The sequence below is a fragment of the Hydrogenovibrio sp. 3SP14C1 genome, from assembly GCF_029625905.1.
Taxonomy (GTDB): Bacteria; Pseudomonadota; Gammaproteobacteria; order Thiomicrospirales; family Thiomicrospiraceae; genus Hydrogenovibrio.
Window position 1 is genome coordinate 80,621 of sequence record NZ_JARTLM010000008.1, and the last position, 21,865, is coordinate 102,485.

Here is a 21,865-nt window from a genome sequence, read left to right on the forward strand (position 1 = left end):
ATGGATGATATTCTAAGTCAAGATGAAGTCGACGCCCTTCTCAAAGGAATGGGAGGCGGAGATGTTGATACAGAAGGGGATAACCCGGCTGAAGGAACATCTGCGAAGGTATACGATTTCACGAACCAAGAGCGGATTGTTCGTGGGCGTTTGCCTGCCTTGGATATCATTAATGAACGTTTCGCAAGAGGGTTTCAAAGACACTTTAATGAAATGATTATGTCCAGTGTGGAAGTCACTGCGGGTGAAGTCAAAATCATTAAGATGATTGATTATTTAAGAAATCTTTTTGTACCAACCAGTTTAAACATATATCGCATTAATCCGCTCAACGGGGTCTCACTATTTACGTTAGATTCAAAGCTGATATTCACAGCGGTTGATATGTATTTTGGTGGAACCGGGTTGCTTCCTTTTAAAATTGAAGGTCGTGAATATACGCCTGTTGAAATGAGTATGGTCAGAAGTATTTTGGATATGTCTTCTGAAAACCTGCGCAAAGCTTGGGCACCGGTAATGGATATAGAAATTGACTATATGCATTCTGAAATGAACCCTAAGTTTGCCAGTATTGTTGATGCCACCGATATGATCGTCGTTAGCCCGATTAATGTACGATTTGAAGGCGTAGAAGGGCGAGTTGATATTGTCATGCCTTATGCCATGTTAGAGCCAGTTCGAGATAAGCTTGAAGAGGGAATGTCTAACCTGCAAGGTGAATCAGATAATCGCTGGTCAAGAACGCTTAAGGAAGAAACCAAAAATATTGAAATTGAGTTGGCTGTTAATCTTCTTGAGTTGCAGATGAATATGGATGATCTCATGAAGATGGAAAAAGGCGATATTATTCCGATTGAAATGCCAGAGATGGTGACTGTTAAAGCAGAAGGTATTGGCGTTTTAAAAGGTAAAGTAGGTGAGAGCCAAGATAGAAAAGCGGTAAAAATTGAACAAATACTTCGTCATCCTGCATATCAGGAGAGAATGGTAGAAAATGTAAAGGAATGGTACGATGAGTGAAGAAGATGATCTAAGTGCGTGGGGAGATGCTCTAGACGAGCAAGCTGAAGCTGAAGGAAGTGATGCGGCAAGTGATGATCCATGGGGAGCTGCGCTTTCCGAACAAGCTGCTGAAAAATCTTCTAACAACTCTGATGAAATCGATGCTGCCTCTTTTGATGCGCTTGAAAAAGGGCGAGGAGACAGTTCAGAGAAAGTCGATTTGGATGTGCTTTTAGATATTCCAGTTACGCTTCAATTAGAAATTGGGCGAGCAAAAGTGTCTATCAGAAACCTTCTGTCTTATACGCAGGGCTCAGTGATAGAAATGGATCGCCTAGCGGGTGAGCCGTTAGACTTACTGGTAAATGGAACTTTGATTGCTCATGGTGAAGTCGTTGTCATCAATGATAAATTTGGGGTTCGTTTAACGGATGTTGTTAGTCCGCAAGAGCGAATCAAGAAACTTAAATAGAGTTTTTGTTCCAGTGATTTAATATAAAAGGGCTTAAGTAATAAGCCCTTTTTTGTGTGAAGAAGAAATAAATGGTTTCAAGTGACTATTGGGCGCTTTTAGATTTACTTACCCCCAGCTCAGTTCTGCTGTTCTTGTTTGTGCTTTTAATGATCTATTTGATTATTAAGGTCTCAACGGTTGTCCTTAAGCTTTTATTGGTTTTAGGAACAATATTATTGTTGGTGCTTGTATTGACGCCAGAAACAATCAATTACCTAAAGGCATTTTTTGCTAATTAATGACGTTTTCAGTCAGAACGAATTTAGAATAAAGAAAAAATCTGCTAAGGCCTAACAGATTTTAATTGATGTTTGGTGGAGATGGGCGGAGTTGAACCGCCGTCCGAGAAGCCTCCATTTAAAACTCTACATGTTTATTTGGTCTATTATTTTAACTCAATGCTGCCCGGCCAGCAGGGATCACATTGAGCGAGTTTGTAAAGTTTAGTCAAGCCTTATCCAAACACATAAGACCCGACGATTCCGTGTGAGTCGACACAGAGCTGGGTGCCACGAACAACGGTCCCAGTCTGCGCTAGCGGGATTAAGCCGCTAGAGCGTAGTTATCGTCGTTTGCAACTATAACAAATTGAAATAAAGATTTACGTGCATCATTCAGGCACGACATGCATCCTAAATTTTGTACTCCCCGTCGAAACCAGTGCATCCCCGAATTCGGTTATCATGGTTGTTTCGGTAAAAATTTGACCAGGCCTGGCCAATTTTTATGTACCACAAAATTTACTTTTTCATTATAACGTTTATTGGGGATGGTTACGAATTTTTCAAGGGCGATGTCCTAGAAAATTTATGCGTGATACTTCAAAATGCGCTGTTTATCACGATTCCAGTCACGCTCTTTTTGGGTTGCACGTTTGTCATGCATTTTTTTCCCTTTCGCTAAGCCAATAGATATTTTGACTTTTCCTTTGCTCCAATGAAGACCTAGCGGAACGACAGTAAATCCTTTTTGATCCACCAGCCCCATTAGCCGATCGATTTCTTTACGGTGCATCAGGAGTTTTCTAAGTCTTAACGGATCATGATTTGAATGAGTTGAAGCCGTAATAAGAGGCGTTATGAGCGCACCAAAAAGCCATGCTTCGTTGTTTTTGAGCAAGATATAGCTTTCATTAATTTGCACTTTACCCTGGCGGAGACTTTTAACTTCCCAGCCTTCAAGTGCTAAGCCCGCTTCAAAGGTTTCTTCAATAAAATAGTCAAAACGCGCTTTTTTATTTTGAGCGATACTGTTTGGATTGTTTTGCTTTTTTTTCTTTGCCATAATAGGGCGATTATAGCGAATTTACTGGTTAAATATGAAAAAAATCTCACGCTCTGCGTTATTGCCGTATTCTGCGGAATCTATTTTTAATTTGGTTAACGATGTAGCGTCTTATCCTGATTTTTTGCCTTGGTGCGGCGGGGCGGAGGTGGTTGAAGAGTCAGAAGATAGAATGATAGCCAGTATTTTAATTTCAAAAGCGGGTATCAAGCAGACTTTCACAACACAAAATTTTCTGAAAAAGCCGGAATCGATTGAAATGAATTTAGTTGATGGCCCTTTTAAAAGCTTGTTCGGTGTCTGGCAATTTAAAAGTTTAGATGAGAATGCCTGTAAAATTACATTGGATATTGAATTTGAAATCAGCAATGCTTTTTTAAATGCTGCAATCGGTGCCTTGTTTGAACAAATTGTTTCAACATTGGTTCAGTCTTTTTGTGAGCGAGCTAAACAGGTGTATGGTTAATGAAAATCGAAGTCGCTTATGCGTTAGAAGAAGAACAATTTCTGTTTGAAGAAGAGGTTGAAGCCGGAACGACTGTCTCTGAGGCCTTAAAATCATCCGCTTTGCTAAAGAAGTTTCCTCAATTAAATATTGATAATGTCGGTATTTTTTCTCAAATTGTAAAGCCAGATCAAGTCTTAAGAGAAGGGGATCGAATTGAGGTGTATCGTCCTCTTAAAGCCGACCCAAGAGATCGGCGTCGTAAACAGGTAGAGGAAGACCGTAAAAAGTCTTCTTAGCGGTCTACGGTGACGTTTTGTGGTACCACTTTCCAGTTTTCTAAAAATTGTTCTTCATCAAAGTTGATGACTAGATGACGAACAGCATCCGGGTGAAAGTCTGGATCGGTTGTGTAAAACACATATTCCCAGTGATAAGGGTTAAATGGGTCTTGCCCTAAAGGCGGGCCAAGAATATCTTTGACTTGGCTGGCAGTCAATCCAGGTTGAAGCGTATTGAGTGCTTCTTGGCTGATGACCGTTCCTTGAGTGATTGTGGCCTTGTATGGCGTGAAAAATGAACACCCACTTAAGGTTAGTAAACTGAGCGAAAGGCTCAGAAATAAAGCTGTTTTGACCTGTTTATTCATACAATATTTTATCTTAAATCAATTTTTGGTTTATTATACACATTACGGAATTTTTAATAAGGAATCTTAACTTCAATGAGTAGTGCTGATTTAAAAAAAGTAGGTTTAAAAGTCACCCTGCCGCGATTAAAAGTTTTAGAAATCTTAGAACAAGAAGGTGATGAACATCATCTGACCGCAGAAGATGTTTATAAAATATTAATCGAGCAAGGAGAAGAAGTCGGTCTAGCCACTGTTTATCGTGTTTTGACCCAGTTTGAACAAGCGGGCATTGTGAGACGACTTAATTTTGAAAATAACATTTCTGTTTTTGAATTGGATACTGGGGATAATCACGATCATTTGGTGTGTGTGAAAACCGGTCGGGTTAAAGAGTTTGTTGACCCTGTTATTGAAGAGCGCATTAAAGAAATTGCAAAAGAAAAAGGCTATGAATTATCCGCACATAGTTTGGTTATCTACGGGACTTTAACCGACCCTGTAAAATAAAATATTCCCTTTTTCGGATATAAAAAAACCACTTAAATAAGTGGTTTTTTTATAGATGGATGTTAGTGAAACTTTTTAAAGAATTTTTGTTTTTTCTCGGGTTCCATCTAACGCCTTAATGGCTTTGTTCACGCGTTTAAAAAGTATCTGGCTGTCTTCGTTGGGCTCTCTCAACTCTGTTACGCCTGCATGGCTGGTCAAACATGTTTTTTCATCTTTATCGAGTTGAATCGTCTGAGATGAAATCGTTTCCTGTGCCAGTTTGGTAATGCGGAAAGCATCCACCGCTTTGATTTCAGGAAGTACAATCATAAATTGATCACAGCTGAGTCGACCAATGTACCCTAAGTCTTTAACCACATTTTTGATGGCGTGAGCGGCAGTGAGAATGGCTTTATCTCCCATCTCATGACCATAAGCATCAGTAATGCGTTTAAAACAATCCAAATTGATTTTAGCCAAAGATAAAGGGCGTTGATTTAGGCGTGCTTTGTTGAGCTCTTCATCTATAACGCCCATAAAATAATCACGATTATAAAGATCGGTTAATGGATCATTAGAGGATAAACGCTCTATTTGTTCTTCCATGTGTTTACGGTTGGTGATATTAATGGCTAACCAAATTGCAGCTGGTTGGTCATACGCTTCAGCATCCAATGGATAAACACGAGCCTCATACCATTGACCTTCTGTGGTTCTTAAAGGTTCAATACCTTGTACTTCAGAGTCAGCAAGCTGATATTCAATTTCTTGAAGATGGCCTGATAAAATGGCTTTATTAACGACTTTTAAAAAGCGTTCTGCCATTTTCTCAGGTAACACGTCAGAGTACTTTTTACCGATAAGGTTATGACCGTCAGCATAAAGTGTCCGCTCTTGGCCCCCGATAATATCTAAGTAAGTCCCATCTTGTCCCATCACAAAGATGGGATCAGGCATTGCATTCGCGATGGCTTCAATATGCGAGTGGATTTTGTCAAACTGTTCGGCCATACTTTGTTCCTTTTAACGTTAAGGTCAGAATGTTGCGTTAATTTTTAATGACAGGTTTGTATTTTATACGATGAGGTTGTGCGGCATCAGCCCCTTTTCGTCGTTTTAAATCTTCTTCATAATCAGAGAAATTACCTTCAAACCATTCTACATGAGACTCACCTTCAAATGCGAGCATATGCGTAGCGATTCGATCTAAGAACCAACGGTCATGGGAGATAACTACCGCACAGCCAGCAAAGTCTAAAAGCGCTTCTTCCAGAGCCCGCAAGGTTTCGACATCCAAGTCGTTGGTCGGTTCATCCAATAAGAGTAAGTTTCCACCGCTACGTAGAGTTTTAGCAAGGTGAACACGGTTTCGTTCCCCACCGGATAATTCACCAATGCGTTTTTGTTGATCATTTCCCTTGAAGTTGAAGCGACCACAGTAAGCGCGTGAGTTCACTTCAATGTTCCCCACCATGAAGATATCATCGCCTTCAGAAATTTCTTCATAAACAGTCTTGTTGTCATCTAACGCATCGCGTGATTGGTCGACGTAAGAAAGCTGAACGGTCTCCCCAAAAGAGATTTCCCCAGAATCAGGTTGCTCTTGTCCCGTAAGCATTTTGAAAAGGGTGGATTTACCGGCACCGTTTGGCCCGATGATCCCAACAATGCCCCCTTGGGGGAGATTGAAGTTTAGATCTTCAATCAGCATACGATCGCCAAAGCTTTTTGACATGTGCGAAACTTCAATTACCTTTTCTCCTAAACGATCTGCTACAGGGATAAAGATTTCTTTAGTTTCATTTCGTTTTTGCGTCTCTTGACTGCTTAACTCTTCAAAGCGTGCTAAACGTGATTTGGATTTGGCATGACGACCTTTTGCATTTGAGCGAACCCACTCCAATTCGTTTTGAATTGTTTTCATGCGAGCGTCTTCTTGTTTAGATTCCATTTCTAAGCGTTTTTCTTTTTGTTCAAGCCAAGAAGAGTAGTTGCCTTCATATGGAATTCCTTGCCCCCGGTCAAGCTCGAGAATCCATTGTGCTGCATTGTCTAAGAAGTAACGATCATGGGTGATTGCCACCACGGTACCGCTGAACTCAAGTAAAAATCGTTCAAGCCAAGCAATTGATTCTGCATCAAGGTGGTTGGTCGGTTCATCTAGTAGTAGCATGTCAGGTCTTTCAAGCAACAATTTGCAAAGTGCGACACGACGGCGCTCACCACCAGACAGTTTAGTGACATCGGCATCCCATGCTGGTATGCGTAAGGCATCCGCTGCAATTTCTAAAGTTCTGTCTAAATTATGACCGTCTTTGGCTTGGATAAGATCTTCAATTTCCGCTTGTTTTTTAGCCAAAGCGTCAAAGTCAGCATCTGGTTCAGCATAAGCAGCGTAAATAGCATCCAGTTCGTTTAGAGCATTTTTAACTTCTTTTACCGCTTCCTCAACATTGCCTCGAACATCCAAATCTGGATTGAGTTGTGGTTCTTGAGGTAAGTATCCAATTTTGATACCGGGTTGTGGTCGTGCTTCACCCACATAATCTTGATCAATTCCCGCCATGATTCTCAGTAAAGTCGATTTCCCTGAGCCATTTAGCCCTAGCACACCAATTTTTGCGCCAGGGAAGAAAGAAAGGGAAATGTCTTTTAAAATGTGTTTATTCGGTGGAACCACTTTTCCAACGCGATTCATGGTGTAAACGAATTGTGCCACGATATTACCTCAAATAATTTGAACGATTTTAATGTTGACCCTTGTAAAAGGAACATTTAAAAAATATGCATAACTGTACCGAAAAAAGAAGATTTTATAAAGTTGATTATGATGATAAATCCAGCAATTCTTGATATTGGTGAATTAATTCGATAATTGCAGACCTTAATTGTGGTTTAAATGGTCGATAATTGGTAAAATTCGCCTTTATATTTTAATTACTTACTTTTTCTTGTTTGGAGACTTTTAGCATGTTTGACAAAAATATGACCATAGCTGGATATGATGATGCTTTAGCAGATGCGATGAACGCGGAAGCACAGCGTCAAGAAGATCATATCGAATTGATTGCTTCGGAAAATTACACTAGCCCGCGTGTAATGGAAGCTCAAGGCTCTGTGTTAACGAATAAATATGCAGAAGGTTATCCGAACAAGCGCTACTATGGCGGTTGTGAGCATGTTGATGTAGTCGAGCAGTTAGCGATTGACCGTGCTAAAGAATTGTTTGGGGCGGATTATGCCAATGTTCAACCACATTCTGGTTCCCAAGCAAACGCGCCTGTATATATGGCGTTGTTAGAACCCGGTGATACGGTTCTAGGGATGAGCCTAGCTCACGGTGGTCATTTAACACATGGTTCGCATGTTAGTTTTTCAGGCAAAATGTATAACGCAGTTCAGTATGGCTTGAATTCTGAAACGGGTGTTATTGATTATGAAGAAGTGGAACGCTTGGCGAAAGAGCACAAACCAAAAATGATTATTGCTGGCTTTTCAGCTTATTCACAAGTGGTTGACTGGCAGAAATTCCGCGATATTGCAGATGCGGTTGGCGCGTACTTAATGGTTGATATGGCGCACGTTGCCGGCTTAGTTGCGGCAGGTGAATATCCTAACCCAGTACAAATTGCAGATGTGACAACAACAACAACTCACAAAACTTTACGTGGCCCAAGAAGTGGATTAATTTTAGCGAAGTCGAATCCTGAGATTGAAAAGAAACTGAATTCCGCTATTTTCCCAGGGGCACAAGGTGGGCCGTTGATGCATGTAATCGCAGCCAAGGCGGTTGCTTTTAAAGAAGCAATGGAACCAGAATTTAAAACTTATGCAAAGCAAGTTAAAGTTAATGCTCAGGCGATGGCTAAAGTCTTTATGGACAGAGGGTTTGATGTTGTTTCAAAAGGGACAGAAAACCATCTGTTCTTGGTAAGTTTTATAGAACAGGGCTTGACTGGTAAGTTGGTGGATGCGGCGTTAGGGGAAGCGTACATTACAATTAACAAAAACTCAGTGCCGAATGACCCAATGTCACCGTTCGTGACCAGTGGTATTCGTGTTGGAACAGCCGCTTCTACCACTCGCGGGTTTACAGAAGAAGATTCAAGCAATCTTGCAGGTTGGATGTGCGATGTGATTGATTCATGTCAGCAATCTTCTGAATCTTGGGATGACAAAGTGGTGGCAGAGGTTCGCGAAAAAGTGAAAGCTTTGTGTGCTGCACGCCCTGTTTATAAATAACCTTACTTAAGACTGATTATGCACTGTCCATTTTGCAACACGCCTGACACGAAAGTGATCGACTCTCGCCTCGCAACAGAAGGGGCGCAGGTTCGTCGTCGACGTGAATGTATGAGATGTGCAGAACGTTTTACGACTTATGAAACGGCTGAACTCACCTTACCGCGTGTGATTAAATCTGATGGTAATCGTGAACGCTTTGATGATGATAAGATCCGTCGTGGTTTGATAAAGGCGCTTGAAAAACGTCCGGTTGCCAGTGAGGCAATTGATCAGGTCGTAAATCGTATTCATAAACAATTGACTGCCGAAGGGGTTCGAGAAATCCCTTCTTCTCAAATAGGCGAACTATTGATGGAAGCTCTAAAAGAACTCGATCAAGTTGCTTATGTCCGTTTCGCGTCCGTGTACAGATCCTTCCAAGACGTTAATGCTTTTCGAGAAGAAATTGAAAGGCTGGTAAAAGCGACTAAATCACAATAATGTCTTTGCCATCAAATAACGCCTTTTCTAATTTTGATCTCCAAATGATGCAAAGAGCGATTGATCTGGCTCGAAAAGGCATTTATTCAACAAAGCCTAATCCGGCGGTTGGGTGTGTCATAACCCAGCAAGAAAAAATCATTGCAGAAGGATGGCATCATAAAGCGGGGGAGCCTCATGCAGAACGTGTCGCCTTAGCCAATGCGGTTGAGTCTGTTAAAGGTGCGACGGTTTATGTCACTCTGGAGCCCTGTTCACATCATGGCAAAACGCCGCCTTGTGCTGATGCTTTAGTTGACTCTGGGGTGGCTAGAGTTGTGATTGCGATGCAAGATCCTAATCCACTTGTGGCAGGAAACGGGATTAAAAGATTAGAGCAGGCGGGTATTGTCGTTGACAGTGGTATTTTGTCTGAAGAAGCTGCTGCTTTAAATAAAGGGTTTGTTTCTGCCATGAAATCGAATAGACCTTTTGTTCGTTTAAAAGTAGCGAACAGTTTAGATGGGCGAACCGCCATGGCGAATGGCGAAAGCCAGTGGATCACCGGGTCGGAAGCACGGCACCAAGTGCATTTAATGCGTGCTCAGCATGGTGCAGTTGTCACAGGGGTTGGAACGGTTTTAGCGGATAATCCGAGTTTAAATGTACGTTTGCCGGAAACGGAGCTGGTCGAATTGGGATTAACAGCAGAAGATTGCCATCCTTTAAGAGTGGTGCTGGATGCAAACTTGAGTACGCCTTTGAATGCAAAAATGTTGTCTTTAAATGGGCGCACGCTTTTAATGACGTCTAAAGAAACGGCTGATCAAAATCTGGATTTAGTGGAGCAGTTTTATCAAAAAGGTGCCGAAGTAATTGCTGTGGAGTCGGATGGTGATAAGTTAGACATTCATTCCGTGCTGTCGTATTTGGTAGAAAACGAAAAAGTTTATGATGTTATGGTTGAAGCGGGAGCCATTGTGGCAGGCGCTTTTATCCAGGCGGATGTGGTTAATGAATTGCATGTGTTTGCTGCACCGATCTTGATGGGAGACATGGCGAAACCTATGTTTGTGCTACCAGGCCTGGGAGAAATGGCCGATAAAAAGGTTTTTGCTTACCAGTCTGTTCAAACGTTAGGGGAGGATTTATACTTGGTATTAACCCCGAAAGCTAACCAAATAAAGGATGTTTAATGTTTACCGGAATCATTGAGTCTGAAGGTTCTATTTCACGTATTGATCCCGTTAATGGGGATGCGCGTATGACCATTAAGGTTGGTAAACTGGATATGTCGGATGTCAAAATCGGTGATAGTATTGCCTGTAATGGCGTGTGCTTAACCGCGATTGAATTAACCGACTCAGCTTACGTGGCGGATGTATCGTCAGAAACATTAAAAGTCACCACTTTGGGGAGCTTAAAAGTCGGCTCTCCGGTTAACCTAGAAAAAGCATTACGATTGCAGGATCGTTTGGGCGGGCACCTAGTGAGTGGACATGTTGATGGCGTGGGTAAAGTGTTATCAATCACACAAGAAGCTCGGTCTTGGCGTTATCAGATTGAAGCACCTGTTGCGTTGGCCAAATACATTGCTGGCAAAGGATCTATTTGTATTAATGGTATCAGCCTAACCGTGAATCAGGTAAAAGACTGTGCTTTTGATGTTAATATTGTGCCGCATACACGGCAGGAAACGACGATTAAACATTTTCAAGTCGGAACAGAAATCAACTTGGAAGTTGATTTGCTAGCGCGTTATCTAGAAAGAATGTTAAACGCACCAAAAGACACCGAACAATCAGATGCTGATTCGTCTAGTATTACGCGTGAGTTGTTAGCGGATCGCGGTTTTTTGTAACAAATAATTGGACAAAACATGCAGTTAAATACCATTGAAGAATTGATTGAAGATTATAAGCAGGGCAAGATGATTATCCTGATGGATGATGAAGACCGTGAAAATGAAGGCGACTTAATGATGCCTGCCAGTGCGGTGACTGCAGATCAAATCAATTATATGGCGCGTTACGGACGTGGCTTGATTTGTCTAACGTTGACGAAAGAACGTTGTCAGCAGTTACATCTTCCATTAATGACGCGTAATAACCAAGATTCTTTAGGGACAAGCTTTACTGTTTCAATTGAAGCGGCAGAAGGGGTGACCACCGGGATATCGGCTGCCGATCGTGCTAGAACCATTCAAGCAGCGATTCAACCCGATGCGCAACCAACCGACATTGTTACGCCGGGACATGTTTTTCCGATTATGGCAAAGCCAGGCGGGGTGCTCGAAAGAGCGGGGCATACGGAGTCTGGATGTGATTTGTCTCGTTTGGCGGGGCTTGAACCTGCGTCAGTGATTGTTGAGATCATGAACGAAGACGGCACAATGGCACGTCGTGATGATTTAGAGGTTTTTGCCAAAGAACATGGTATTAAACTTGGAACAGTCGCCGACTTGATTCAGTATCGTTTGAAGAATGAAAAAACGATTGAACGGGTTTCTGAATGTCATTTGCCAACGGAATATGGTGATTTTCGTTTAATCGGTTATGAAGATGTTTTGGAACACCGTACGCATTTAGCACTGGTGCACGGGCAATTAAAGAAAGACAAACCTACAACGGTTCGTGTTCATATGTTGGATACATTGTGTGATTTGTTTGATTCAAAAAGAGACGAATGTGGTTGGTCATTACGTAGTGCCATGAAGCAAATTGCACAGGAAGAATCGGGTGTTATTGTTGTGTTGCGTAAGCATGAAGAAGGTGCTGAGCTATTGGATAAAATTCAACAGTTCCAAATGAAAGATCGTGGCATCAATAAACCAGAAGTTCAAACGGAAGATGATGCAAAGACCTACGGATTAGGCGCTCAGATTTTATCTGACTTAGGCTTGACGAAACTAAAGGTTATTGGATCAGCATGGAAAATGAGCGCGTTGGGCGGATTTGGTTTGGAAATCATTGAAAATATAGACAAACAAAAAGAATGATGGCTAAATAAGCTAAAAATATTAAATAGAAGTAACAAAATAGAATAATAGGGTTGAATAATGAATATCATCGAAGGAAATTTAACTGCGCAGGGCTTAAAAGTCGGACTGGTTGTTGGTCGTTTTAATAGCTTTATTGTTGATAGTCTTGTAAAAGGTGCAATTGATACGATTGTTCGTCACGGTGGTTCGGAAGAAAATATTGAACAAGTGTTGGTTCCTGGCGCTTTTGAAATTCCGATTGTTGCTCAAAAAATGGCTGCTTCTGGAAAATATGATGTGATTGTCGCACTCGGTGCGGTAATTCGTGGCGGTACGCCGCATTTTGATTACGTTGCCGGAGAATGTGTTAAAGGCATTGGTCAGGTTGCATTAAATAGTGGTATTCCAGTTTCATTTGGTGTGTTAACGGTTGATACCATTGATCAAGCCATTGAACGAGCGGGTACGAAAGCCGGAAACAAAGGCGAAGAGTGTACTTTAGCAGCGATTGAAACCGCTAATGTTTTAAAACAAATTTAATGGTTGTTTAAGTTAATGAATTTATCCGATTTTAAACCTGGCGAAGGAACAGAGGTTCCTGAAGAAGAAAAAAGTGTTAGTGTCAGAACACAAACACGTCGTGTGGCACTTCAGGCATTGTATCAGTGGCAGGTGAATCACTCAGAAACGCTCGATATTATTAAGCAATTTTCAGAAGAAGGACGCTTGGTGGATACTGATGCGGCTTTGTTTCAAGAAATCGTCAATGAAGTTACAAATCATGCAACAGAGTTAGATGAGCTGTATGCGCCTTTGTTGGATAGAGCCGTGGCTCGCATCGATCCAATAGAAAAAAATATCATGCGCATGGGCGTGTATGAGTTACAAAATAAATTAGAAATTCCATATCGTGTTGTCATCAATGAATCGGTAGAACTTGCCAAACGCTTTGGTGCTGAAGAAAGTCATAAATATATCAATGGTATTTTAGATAAAGTCTCGCAAGAGTTGAGAAGTTTGGAAAAAACTCAAGCAGAATAAACAGGCTTTCGATGAAGATATTAAAAACCAGAGAATGCTCTGGTTTTTTTGTTTTATCCCTCCTTTTAAAATAAAGAGAGCTTTTTATGGCACATGAATTTGATGTGATTGAGACCTTTTTCAAACCGTTGTCCAAAGTTGGACAAGCTGAAGAAATTGGCATTGGGGATGATGGGGCGGTTTTGTCTTGTCTTTCTGGGCATCAGTTAGTGGTGGTGACGGATACCGTAATAGAGGGGGTTCATTTCCCCGCTGAGACATCCGCTTATGATATTGCCTGGAAAGCATTGGCTGTAAATTTGAGCGACTTAGCAGCGATGGGTGCAACACCGGCCTTTTATTCTTTGGCGCTAAGTTTACCTGCTGAAAAAAATGACCAGGCCTGGCTAGAATTGTTTGCCGGAGGGCTGAAGCAGTTAGCCAGCTTATATAACATTCCTTTAGTAGGAGGCGATACTACACGGTCAGACCGTCTGACGATTACCGTTACTGCTCAAGGATGGGTGGAAACGGGACAAGCCATTCTGCGAAAAGGGGCAAAACCTGGAGATTTGATTTTTGTCTCAGGCAAACTGGGGGAAGGCGGACTTGGCTTAAAAGCTGTTCAGCAACATTGGGATGAAGCTGATTATGTGGATGCTAAACAAAAGCTAAATCAACCTGCTCCACAAGTAACTTTAGGGTATTACCTGAAAGGGCTTGCGACCAGTGCCATTGATGTTTCAGATGGTCTCTTGGCGGATTTAAAGCATATTCTAGCCTCATCGAAATGCAGTGCTTGGATTGATGTCGAGTCAGTACCGATTTCTGACACCATGCGAGCGTATATCAAACAATCTGAGGATTGGTCACTCCCCCTGATTGCAGGGGATGACTATGAGTTGTGTTTTACCATTCATCCTGATAGTCGTTCGTCTTTATTAACACTTGCACAAGAGTTGGATATTCCTTTGACAGAAATCGGGCAAATAGAAAAAGAGGAAGAAGGGGATATTCGGTTAAAAAATGCACCTGAACAGCAGGCACATTTAAACCAATTCGGATTTGAACACTTCTAGTTTAAGATGCCTTTTCAGGGAGTAAGAGAACACCATCGTTGGTTGGTGACTCAAGCTCTTCGTTCGCTGAAGGAAGAGGCTGTATCGTGCGATTAGGTTTTAACTTGAAGCTTAGCAGTCGATCTTCAACGCCTTGTACACTTTCGATAATGTTGTTAGATGTCTGAGTGACTTGTTCAACCAGGGAGGCATTATGTTGGGTGATTTCGTTGATTTCGCCTAACGATTGATTGACCTGTTCTATACCATGCGATTGGTGATTTAAAGATTGGTGCATTTCCGACATCATGGAGGAAATTTCATCTATCGCTTGGGCATTCTCATCAAATGATTTCTTAGTCAATTCGCTTAACTCAATTCCTTGTTCAACTTTTGCTAGGCTTTTTTGCGTGACAGCCTGAATACTTTTTGCGGCATCAGCTGATTTGCTGGCCAAGCTTCTGACTTCGGTTGCCACAACGGCAAATCCTCTACCTTGTTCACCGGCACGGGCAGCTTCTACCGCGGCATTAAGTGCTAATAGATTGGTTTGAAAAGCGATATCATCAATCACTCGTGTAAAGGTTGCTATCTCTTGGCTGGCACTTTCGATTTCTCTAATGGCTTCCGACATACTATTCACAATGCTGACGCCGGATAAAGTATTTTCCTTAGCAGCGGTGCTCTTGTTGTTAACGGTGTTTGCACTTGAAAGTGATTCATTGATTTGTTGAACCATTTTCTGCATATGGTTCATGGTGTTTTGGATGGCCAAAGCTTGTTGATTGACACGCTCATTTAAGTCTTGGTTACCCACGCTAATTTCTTGAACGCCGCTAACTGCATTGGAAGAAGCTATTTGAACATCTGAAAGCATGTTGCTGATATTTGATGCCATAGCTTGCATATTATTTTTTAAATCTTGCAGTTTACCTTCAAATTCGCCTTCGATTTGATAGGCAAAGTTCCCTTGGCGAAAATGGTCTAATATGTAAGACTTTTGGCTGATGGCTTCATCAAGTTTGTCTAGTGAGGTATTTAAATAAGTCTTAAGTTGACTCAGCTCACCAGGCATCTCTAACTCAATACGCTTGGAGAAGTCCCCTTTGTTCATCATTTGCATGACTTCTTTGACTGCTTCAATAGCATTCATTTGTGTATCCATTGCAGAGTTTAAGCTTTCAATTACAGTGCGATAGGTGCCCAAATATCGATCTGATGGTTCTGTAAAGCTCAGGTTTCCTTGATTCAACGCTTGGCTCATGTTTTGAATCGCAGTCATGGTGTCTGAGATTTGTGTGATTGACTTGTTAAAGTTTTGTTTTAATGTGAGTAAATCGCCTGCATAGGCTTTTTCGACTTTCTTATCAAACTCGCCCCTAGATAATGCAATACCGACATCTTGTAATTCGGTTGTGATATGACGAAAAGATAAAATCAACTCTTGAATACTATAGCTCATATCAACCAGTTCATTTTTACCTATGATGGGTTTCCACTGTTTTAGATCACCTGTCTGGGAGATGGAAGCGATGTTTTTGCGAATTCGGTGAAGAGGTCGAGTAATGGAAGCAACGACAATTAAGTTGAATAAAATCATTAAGATCAACCCGATGATGCTGATAATGGCTAATCGCTCAATCTGGTGATTTGAGAGAGTGCTTAATTCAGATATCAGGTTTGAAGTCGTCTGTTGCGACTGGTTTGTGAAGTGATTAATTATTTTATTAGCTTTATTGATGAGCGAGATGAGTGAGGCATTATTGTCTGTTTCGGTTGTCATATAGTCTTTAATATCACTGAAAGATTCCTGATAACCGTCTCTAGCTGTAACCAGTTCATCAAGCATATCAGTATACTGAAAATTTCCTTCAAAAGCACTGACAATCGTTTCCATTTCAGGGTTCGCATTGTCTCCTAATCCGTTTTCTTCAAACACTTTGATTAGCTGAGTGTTTTTGGTTGAAATCATTTTGCCAAGAATTAATTGAGAAGCATTGAGCCGTTTTTGAATCGCTTTAACCGCTTCAGATAACGCTAAATTTTCATGTGCTTGGTCTGTTTGTAAAAAAGCCTCAGTTTGTTGTTTCAAAGTTTCTGTGGTTGGTTCAATGCCGTATTCAATAGTGTTGTTGACTTCTTTTTTTAAGAAAACATTTGAATTAGTTGCCTTTTTATACTTTCTTAAAACGGTTTGAAGTGAATGAATGGCATTTTGATTTTCTTCAGATTTTAAGACAGCTAGCATGGCCTCGCTTTGTTGTTTAAGTTCATCAATGGCAGAGTTGAATTGTTTACTGGCATCTAAGCTTTGACTCAAAATATATTCATTCGCTAGCTGAGTTGTTAGAATTAATGATTGTTGAAAGTTAGCGATTCTCTCTGCTTGTTGATGTTGTAGATTTGATAAGCTGGTTGCTTTAATACGAACTTCAGATAAGGCAGACCAACCAATGTAAGCGATGGTGGTTAAAAACAAAATAGAGAAAAGGGTGTTAATAAAAAGTCTTAAATTGATTGAAATAAAGTTGAAAAACTTCATGAGAGCGAATACCTGCATAAATATAACTTGGAATAAGTATATAAATGGATTATGACAGGGTGGTGACGAATCTATCACAATGTGATGAAGAGGGCATCACATTGTATATCAGGAAGGTATTATTTTTTCGTTGCGCGTCTTGCTTGAACGCCTTCTGCCAGGTCTTCTAACAAGCCTAAACTCGCTTCCCAGCTAATACACGCATCTGTAATGCTTTGGCCATAAGTTAACGTCTGACCTGGTTGTGCATCTTGACGCCCTTCAACTAGGTTGCTTTCAACCATTGCCCCCATGATATGGTCTGTCCCTTTAGAAAGTTGCTCTTTAATCGATTGAGCAACCACAAGTTGTCTTTCGTGCTGCTTGCTGCTGTTGGCATGACTACAGTCAATCATGAGTTTATCTTGTACGCCCGCTTTTTGAAGTTGCTCTACGGCTTCTTTAACACTGTCTTCGTCATAGTTAGGCGCATCGTTCCCACCTCTTAAAATAACATGACAGTCTTCATTTCCGTTGGTTGAGAAAATAGCCGAGTGTCCCATTTTAGTGAGCGACAGAAAGATATGAGGGTTATTGGCTGCACGGATAGCATCGACGGCAATTTTGAAGCCGCCATCGGTTCCATTTTTAAACCCAATCGGACAAGATAAGCCAGATGCCAGTTCTCGATGGCCTTGGCTTTCAGTTGTTCTTGCACCAATCGCACCCCATGAAATAAGGTCTGCAATGTATTGCGGTGAAATCAGATCTAAAAATTCAGTCGCACATGGAACACCCATATCGTTGATATCGGCTAATAGCGAGCGCGCCACTTCTAATCCTTTGTTGATCTCAAAAGATTCGTTCAATAAAGGATCGTTAATCAGTCCTTTCCACCCGACCGTAGTTCTCGGTTTTTCAAAATAGACACGCATCACGATGAGCAAGTCATTTTGATATTTATCCATTTGATCTTTTAAACGTTTGGCATATTCTCGGGCAGCGCCAGGGTCATGAATGGAACAAGGTCCAATGATGACAAGGATTCGATCATCTCTACCTGTGAGAATGTTATGTATTGCCTGACGTGTGTCGTAAACCGTTTGAGCCGCCGTTTCGGAAATGGGAAACAACTCATGAAGTTCCTGCGGTGGGCGTACTTCGGTAATGGTTTTGATTCTTACGTCATCGGTTTGATACTGTGTCATCGTTCTTCTCTAGCGCTACAAATTTATTTCATGATAAAGACTGCATATTATGCCATTTATTTTGGTCAAAAGTTGGTTAAAAACCAGTAATGGCTTTCAGTTTCAATCAAATTTGAGTGAGATATTTTAGTTTTAATGAAATTATCTTTAAATTAAAGGGGGATAAGGGTGGTTATTATAATGAGTTGTGCTAAAATTCGCGGTTGAGAACTGGTTGTTCAACTTCGAATAGAACCCTTATTTGGAAGGTGCTGATAGTGCATTGTAAATACATCATTGAAGGCTATACTGAAGACGGGAAAAAATTCCGTCCAAGCGATTGGATTGATCGCATTGCATCGTTGATGGCCTCATATGGTTCTTCTCATCGTTTGGTCTTTTCTGACTTACTTCATCCTGAACTTCATAACGGTCAAAAATGTTTGATTATTGACACTGAGTTGGAAATTAAAAATCCGACAATGTTTGAGTATGTGATGAACTTTGCAAAATCTAATAATCTAAAAATCAGTCAAGTTTGCGATACCTTGGAAACTAAGACGGGATCATAGATCTACAGCTGTTGAATTAACTGATTACCCAATACCAGGCTGCTCCAGCCTCCGATGGCTAAAAAGGGACCAAATGGAATAGGGTCTTCTAGTTTTTTTAATCTGAGTAACGCAAGTCCTCCTCCAATCACTAAACTGCTCAATGATGCAATTAAGATTATCTGAGGGATGGCCATCACGCCAAACCAAGCTCCCAGCGCAGCAAGCAATTTGAAATCTCCGTATCCCATGCCTTCTTTGCCGGTTAATAGCTTAAACGAGTGGAAAAGAGCCCATAAAATCATATAGCCGATTGCAGCGCCTAAAATAGCTTGTTCAGCAGATACATAATAAGCTTGACTGTTGATTAAAAGACCAGCCCACAGAAGAGGCAAGCTCAAGCTGTCTAAAATTAACTGATGCTCAATATCAATGACTAAGATCGTGATTAAAATCCATGAAAACCCCACTGCGAACAATGCTGAAGTAGTTTGACCGAAATGCCAGATTAAAAATCCCGTTATCAGCATGGTACCGATTTCGATTAAGGGGTAACGAATGGAAATAGGGGTGTGGCAAGTCAGACACTTCCCTTTAGCAAAAAACCAACTAAAAATCGGAATCAACTGATGCCAAGAGAGCGTGGTTTGGCAGTGAGGGCATTTTGAGCGACTGAGGGTAATGGAATGTGCCGTTGAACCGGCATCTAGATAGAGCATTCTTGGAAGTCGCCAAGTCAACATGGAGATGAAGCTTCCAATGATCAGACCCAGGAGACTGGCGGCAAAAACGGCTTCTACCTGTGTCAGATCAACCATAGGGTAGCGTTAAGCCATTTTGAAAAGTTTTTCGAAGTTTACCACTTCAAATACTTTGAGAATGTGATCCGATAAGCCGCAAAGCGTAATGCGGTTAGAATCTTCCCCTAAATGGGTGCGTAACTGAAGAAGCATGCCAAGACCACCACTGTCGATATGTGATGTTTCACTAAAATCAATCACAATGTCTTTGAATTCGTTTTCCGTGTAAGCAGCTTGAAAGTCGGCAAAAGAGTCAATTGTGAACTTATCACTGACATGAATCCAGAGTGTTTGGTCTTTTAATTTATAAGTAATCATTCTTACGTATCCATTGTTGTATCGTGTCAGTATAGGATAAAAAATATTATATGAAAAGCGGGCAAGAAAAATTTAAGTGAATAATTATTATTACTCACTGTAAATGACGCAATTCCGGTCATTTTCCCAAACAGTCAAACTATGCATGCGAACGCTTGGAGTTTGAATGCGTTGTTGTATTTGCTGATAGAGATATTCTGCAATATTTTCTGCTGTTGGGTTTTTTTCTTTGAAGTGTGGATGGTCATTCAAAAAGGTATGATCAAGCTCAGCAATGACTTCTTTTGCATGACGTTTGATTTCTTTGAAATCCACCAGCATTCCAATTTCGTTTAGTTTATCACCGACGACTTGAACTTCAATTTTCCAGTTATGTCCATGCAGTTTTGCGCAATCACCCGGGTAACCTCTTAGGCTATGGGCGGAAGCAAAATCGAGTAGAGTTTTTAAAACGAATTGTTGAGCCATGATTTTATGCGGTAACGTTAATGATTAATTGAGTCGCATTATAACAAAACTTCAAGAAAATAAATAAATTAGCATTAAGATCGTTTAAATAAAATCAATATTGGCGACAAGCAATATAGGTAATGAGTTCTTTTAAGAAAGGATTGTTTAGTTGTAAGGACGATAAAGTTTCCAGTGATTCACTGATTAATTCGTCCCTTAGTTTCTTTGACTGGGATAATCCCAATAATTTGGGATATGTCGATTTGCCTGCCGCTTCGTCACTTCCCTGGGGTTTTCCGAGCACATCGGTGCTGCCTTCAATGTCAAGGATGTCATCATGCACTTGAAAGGCCAACCCGATTTTTTGGCCTAATTTAACCAGGCCTGGCTGTTTTTTATTGTAAAGCGGTGACTGTACAGCACCCATGAGTAATGCGGCTGTGATGAGTGCCCCCGTTTTCATGTCATGCATTTTTTGTAATTGGGACAACTCTGGTAAATGTCCATTGGATTGGATATCAATTATCTGTCCGCCAATCATGCCAATAGCACCACTGGCTTGGCTGAGAAGCGTGATGAGTTTTACTTTATCAGCATCTTCTGTTAACGGATCTTTGCTTAAAATCTCAAAAGCGAACGTTTGTTGTGCATCTCCGACCAGAATTGCAGTTGCTTCATCATATTGCACATGACAGGTGGGTTGACCACGTCTCAAATCATCGTCATCCATTGCTGGCAAATCGTCATGTACCAATGAGTAACTATGAATCAGCTCTATCGCACAAGCGGCAGCATCGAGTTTTTCCAGTGAAATGTTTAAGCTTTCTCCTACAGCATAAACTAGGGCAGGGCGTAATCTTTTACCATTGTTTAAGGTTGCGTACTTGATGGCTTCTAAAAGCGAAGCAGGGCAACCTGTTTGCTGATCCAGCAAAGCAGTGAGGTGTTGGTTAACTCTGTTTTGATAAAGTAAAAGCGTTGGTTTCAAAAAAGTCATTCCACATTCTTTTTGAAAAGAAGCCTGTTCTAAAAGAGAAGCTTTTTTCAAAAAGATTTTTAAAAGAAAGGGTTAAAAAAGGCCGTCATTTGACAGCCTTTTTAACGTTTATGATTCGAAGCAAATTATAGCTCTTCACCATGTTTTGATAGGTAATCAGCAACACCTTCTGGAGAATCTTTCATCCCTTCATCGCCTTTGTTCCAGCCAGCTGGACAAACTTCACCATTTTCTTCATGGAACTGAAGTGCTTCAACCATGCGAACCATTTCGTCAACGTTACGACCTAAAGGCAAATCGTTAACCACTTGGTGACGAACAACCCCTTCTTTGTCAATCAAGAAAGCACCACGTAAAGCAACGTTGCCAGGATGCACAATACCGTAAGCATCCATGATAGAGCCACCTAAGTCAGCCACTAAAGGGAATTTAACTGGCCCTAGGCCCCCTTCATTGACAGCCGTGTTACGCCATGCATTGTGTGTGAACTGAGAGTCAACAGAGACACCGATGACTTCTGTACCCAATTCTTTGAACTTTTCAACACGGTGATCAAATGCAAGAATTTCAGAAGGACAAACAAATGTGAAATCTAGTGGGTAAAAGAACACAACCGCATACTTACCGTCGATATGACTTTTTAAATTAAAGTCGTCAACAATGGTTCCGTCTGCAAGAACGGCGGCTGAAGTAAAATCCGGGGCTTTTTTAGTAACTAATACTGACATAGCTTGTTTCCTTTGATTTAGTTTAAATTTGGTGGCAATAGTATAGTCAATTTGTCGGCTATTGAAAACTGCTTTAGTAATGGGTTTTGTTTGATCATCTGGGGAAATGCGTTCATGATGCGATGAATAGAATATGAAAACATAATTAACCTATTTAAAATCAATGCCGATATAATGTTTATTAAA

25 protein-coding genes and 1 other RNA gene are annotated in these 21,865 nt (G+C 41.0%); 14 read left to right on the plus strand and 12 right to left on the minus strand.

Annotation, left to right across the window (positions count from 1 at the left end):
• Together fliM and fliN are read left to right on the plus strand one after the other, a co-directional pair.
• Positions 1-1,020: a flagellar motor switch protein FliM gene (fliM, locus tag P8629_RS08090; protein ID WP_278165623.1), complete on the plus strand. Its 1,020-nt coding sequence runs from the start codon at positions 1-3 to the stop codon at positions 1,018-1,020.
• The gene (fliN, locus tag P8629_RS08095; RefSeq protein WP_278165624.1) at positions 1,013-1,474 is read left to right on the plus strand and encodes a flagellar motor switch protein FliN; all 462 of its coding nucleotides are present in this window, start codon (positions 1,013-1,015) and stop codon (positions 1,472-1,474) included. Before fliM ends, fliN begins: the two co-directional genes overlap by 8 nt.
• A gap of 354 nt (positions 1,475-1,828) precedes the next feature.
• Here the strand turns inward: fliN and ssrA are convergent.
• Both ssrA and smpB read right to left on the minus strand, forming a co-directional pair.
• Positions 1,829-2,186, minus strand: a transfer-messenger RNA (tmRNA) gene (gene ssrA / locus P8629_RS08100).
• A gap of 137 nt (positions 2,187-2,323) precedes the next feature.
• Positions 2,324-2,800 carry an SsrA-binding protein SmpB gene (smpB, locus tag P8629_RS08105; RefSeq protein WP_278165625.1) on the minus strand — a complete coding sequence of 159 codons (477 nt, stop codon included), beginning with the start codon at positions 2,798-2,800 and terminating at the stop codon, positions 2,324-2,326.
• Positions 2,801-2,834: 34 nt separating this feature from the next.
• Between smpB and P8629_RS08110 the strand changes: the two genes are divergently transcribed.
• Together P8629_RS08110 and P8629_RS08115 are read left to right on the plus strand one after the other, a co-directional pair.
• Complete coding sequence (locus P8629_RS08110; protein WP_278165626.1) at positions 2,835-3,266, plus strand: type II toxin-antitoxin system RatA family toxin; 432 nt, start codon at positions 2,835-2,837, stop codon at positions 3,264-3,266.
• The gene (locus P8629_RS08115; RefSeq protein WP_278165627.1) at positions 3,266-3,544 is read left to right on the plus strand and encodes an RnfH family protein; all 279 of its coding nucleotides are present in this window, start codon (positions 3,266-3,268) and stop codon (positions 3,542-3,544) included. The genes P8629_RS08110 and P8629_RS08115 overlap by 1 nt, the downstream gene beginning before the upstream one ends.
• Here the strand turns inward: P8629_RS08115 and P8629_RS08120 are convergent.
• Complete coding sequence (locus tag P8629_RS08120) at positions 3,541-3,894, minus strand: outer membrane protein assembly factor BamE (protein WP_278165628.1); 354 nt, start codon at positions 3,892-3,894, stop codon at positions 3,541-3,543. The two genes, P8629_RS08115 and P8629_RS08120, sit on opposite strands and share 4 nt — an antisense overlap.
• Positions 3,895-3,969: 75 nt before the next feature.
• Between P8629_RS08120 and fur the strand changes: the two genes are divergently transcribed.
• A complete protein-coding gene (gene fur / locus P8629_RS08125; RefSeq protein ID WP_278165629.1) occupies positions 3,970-4,383 on the plus strand; it encodes a ferric iron uptake transcriptional regulator in 414 nt (137 codons plus the stop codon).
• Positions 4,384-4,458: 75 nt separating this feature from the next.
• Here fur and P8629_RS08130 read toward each other — a convergent pair whose 3' ends face one another.
• Both P8629_RS08130 and ettA read right to left on the minus strand, forming a co-directional pair.
• Positions 4,459-5,376, minus strand: coding sequence for a sensor domain-containing diguanylate cyclase (locus P8629_RS08130; RefSeq protein ID WP_278165630.1), 918 nt, complete (start codon positions 5,374-5,376; stop codon positions 4,459-4,461).
• A 37-nt stretch (positions 5,377-5,413) separates the two neighbouring features.
• Positions 5,414-7,084 carry an energy-dependent translational throttle protein EttA gene (gene ettA / locus P8629_RS08135; protein ID WP_278165631.1) on the minus strand — a complete coding sequence of 557 codons (1,671 nt, stop codon included), beginning with the start codon at positions 7,082-7,084 and terminating at the stop codon, positions 5,414-5,416.
• 251 nt (positions 7,085-7,335) lie between these two features.
• Here ettA and glyA point away from each other — a divergent pair, with 251 nt between their 5' ends.
• The 8 genes from glyA (at position 7,336) to thiL (ending at position 14,148) form a co-directional block, all read left to right on the plus strand.
• On the plus strand, positions 7,336-8,607 hold the full coding sequence (gene glyA, locus P8629_RS08140) for a serine hydroxymethyltransferase (protein WP_278165632.1): 1,272 nt from the start codon (positions 7,336-7,338) through the stop codon (positions 8,605-8,607).
• Positions 8,608-8,625: 18 nt separating this feature from the next.
• Positions 8,626-9,090: a transcriptional regulator NrdR gene (gene nrdR, locus P8629_RS08145; protein WP_278165633.1), complete on the plus strand. Its 465-nt coding sequence runs from the start codon at positions 8,626-8,628 to the stop codon at positions 9,088-9,090.
• The gene (ribD, locus tag P8629_RS08150; protein WP_278165634.1) at positions 9,090-10,265 is read left to right on the plus strand and encodes a bifunctional diaminohydroxyphosphoribosylaminopyrimidine deaminase/5-amino-6-(5-phosphoribosylamino)uracil reductase RibD; all 1,176 of its coding nucleotides are present in this window, start codon (positions 9,090-9,092) and stop codon (positions 10,263-10,265) included. The genes nrdR and ribD overlap by 1 nt, the downstream gene beginning before the upstream one ends.
• Complete coding sequence (locus P8629_RS08155) at positions 10,265-10,930, plus strand: riboflavin synthase (protein ID WP_278165635.1); 666 nt, start codon at positions 10,265-10,267, stop codon at positions 10,928-10,930. Before ribD ends, P8629_RS08155 begins: the two co-directional genes overlap by 1 nt.
• An 18-nt stretch (positions 10,931-10,948) precedes the next feature.
• The gene (gene ribBA, locus P8629_RS08160; RefSeq protein ID WP_278165636.1) at positions 10,949-12,067 is read left to right on the plus strand and encodes a bifunctional 3,4-dihydroxy-2-butanone-4-phosphate synthase/GTP cyclohydrolase II; all 1,119 of its coding nucleotides are present in this window, start codon (positions 10,949-10,951) and stop codon (positions 12,065-12,067) included.
• Positions 12,068-12,127: 60 nt separating this feature from the next.
• Positions 12,128-12,589 carry a 6,7-dimethyl-8-ribityllumazine synthase gene (ribH, locus tag P8629_RS08165; protein ID WP_278165637.1) on the plus strand — a complete coding sequence of 154 codons (462 nt, stop codon included), beginning with the start codon at positions 12,128-12,130 and terminating at the stop codon, positions 12,587-12,589.
• Positions 12,590-12,604: 15 nt separating this feature from the next.
• A complete protein-coding gene (gene nusB, locus P8629_RS08170) occupies positions 12,605-13,090 on the plus strand; it encodes a transcription antitermination factor NusB (protein WP_278165638.1) in 486 nt (161 codons plus the stop codon).
• Positions 13,091-13,176: 86 nt separating this feature from the next.
• Complete coding sequence (gene thiL / locus P8629_RS08175; RefSeq protein WP_278165639.1) at positions 13,177-14,148, plus strand: thiamine-phosphate kinase; 972 nt, start codon at positions 13,177-13,179, stop codon at positions 14,146-14,148.
• A 1-nt stretch (position 14,149) separates the two neighbouring features.
• Here the strand turns inward: thiL and P8629_RS08180 are convergent, their stop codons facing one another.
• Positions 14,150-16,669 carry a methyl-accepting chemotaxis protein gene (locus P8629_RS08180; RefSeq protein WP_278165640.1) on the minus strand — a complete coding sequence of 840 codons (2,520 nt, stop codon included), beginning with the start codon at positions 16,667-16,669 and terminating at the stop codon, positions 14,150-14,152.
• 119 nt (positions 16,670-16,788) lie between these two features.
• Positions 16,789-17,856: a 3-deoxy-7-phosphoheptulonate synthase AroG gene (gene aroG / locus P8629_RS08185; RefSeq protein WP_278165641.1), complete on the minus strand. Its 1,068-nt coding sequence runs from the start codon at positions 17,854-17,856 to the stop codon at positions 16,789-16,791.
• Positions 17,857-18,113: 257 nt separating this feature from the next.
• Here aroG and P8629_RS08190 point away from each other — a divergent pair, with 257 nt between their 5' ends.
• Positions 18,114-18,407, plus strand: a complete 294-nt coding sequence (locus P8629_RS08190) for a DUF3579 domain-containing protein (RefSeq protein ID WP_278165642.1) — start codon at positions 18,114-18,116, stop codon at positions 18,405-18,407.
• Between the two features lie 2 nt (positions 18,408-18,409).
• On the opposite strand, the gene P8629_RS08195 is transcribed toward P8629_RS08190, so the two are convergent.
• The 5 genes from P8629_RS08195 to P8629_RS08215 form a co-directional block, all read right to left on the minus strand.
• Positions 18,410-19,204 (minus strand): prepilin peptidase, encoded by a 795-nt coding sequence (locus P8629_RS08195; RefSeq protein WP_278165643.1) that lies wholly within the window; start codon positions 19,202-19,204, stop codon positions 18,410-18,412.
• Positions 19,205-19,213: 9 nt separating this feature from the next.
• Positions 19,214-19,504 carry an STAS domain-containing protein gene (locus P8629_RS08200; protein ID WP_278165644.1) on the minus strand — a complete coding sequence of 97 codons (291 nt, stop codon included), beginning with the start codon at positions 19,502-19,504 and terminating at the stop codon, positions 19,214-19,216.
• A gap of 90 nt (positions 19,505-19,594) precedes the next feature.
• A complete protein-coding gene (gene queD, locus P8629_RS08205; protein ID WP_278165645.1) occupies positions 19,595-19,972 on the minus strand; it encodes a 6-carboxytetrahydropterin synthase QueD in 378 nt (125 codons plus the stop codon).
• A 94-nt stretch (positions 19,973-20,066) separates the two neighbouring features.
• The gene (locus tag P8629_RS08210; RefSeq protein ID WP_278165646.1) at positions 20,067-20,951 is read right to left on the minus strand and encodes a polyprenyl synthetase family protein; all 885 of its coding nucleotides are present in this window, start codon (positions 20,949-20,951) and stop codon (positions 20,067-20,069) included.
• A gap of 125 nt (positions 20,952-21,076) precedes the next feature.
• Positions 21,077-21,679, minus strand: coding sequence for a peroxiredoxin (locus P8629_RS08215; protein WP_278165647.1), 603 nt, complete (start codon positions 21,677-21,679; stop codon positions 21,077-21,079).
• Positions 21,680-21,865: the final 186 nt, after the last annotated feature.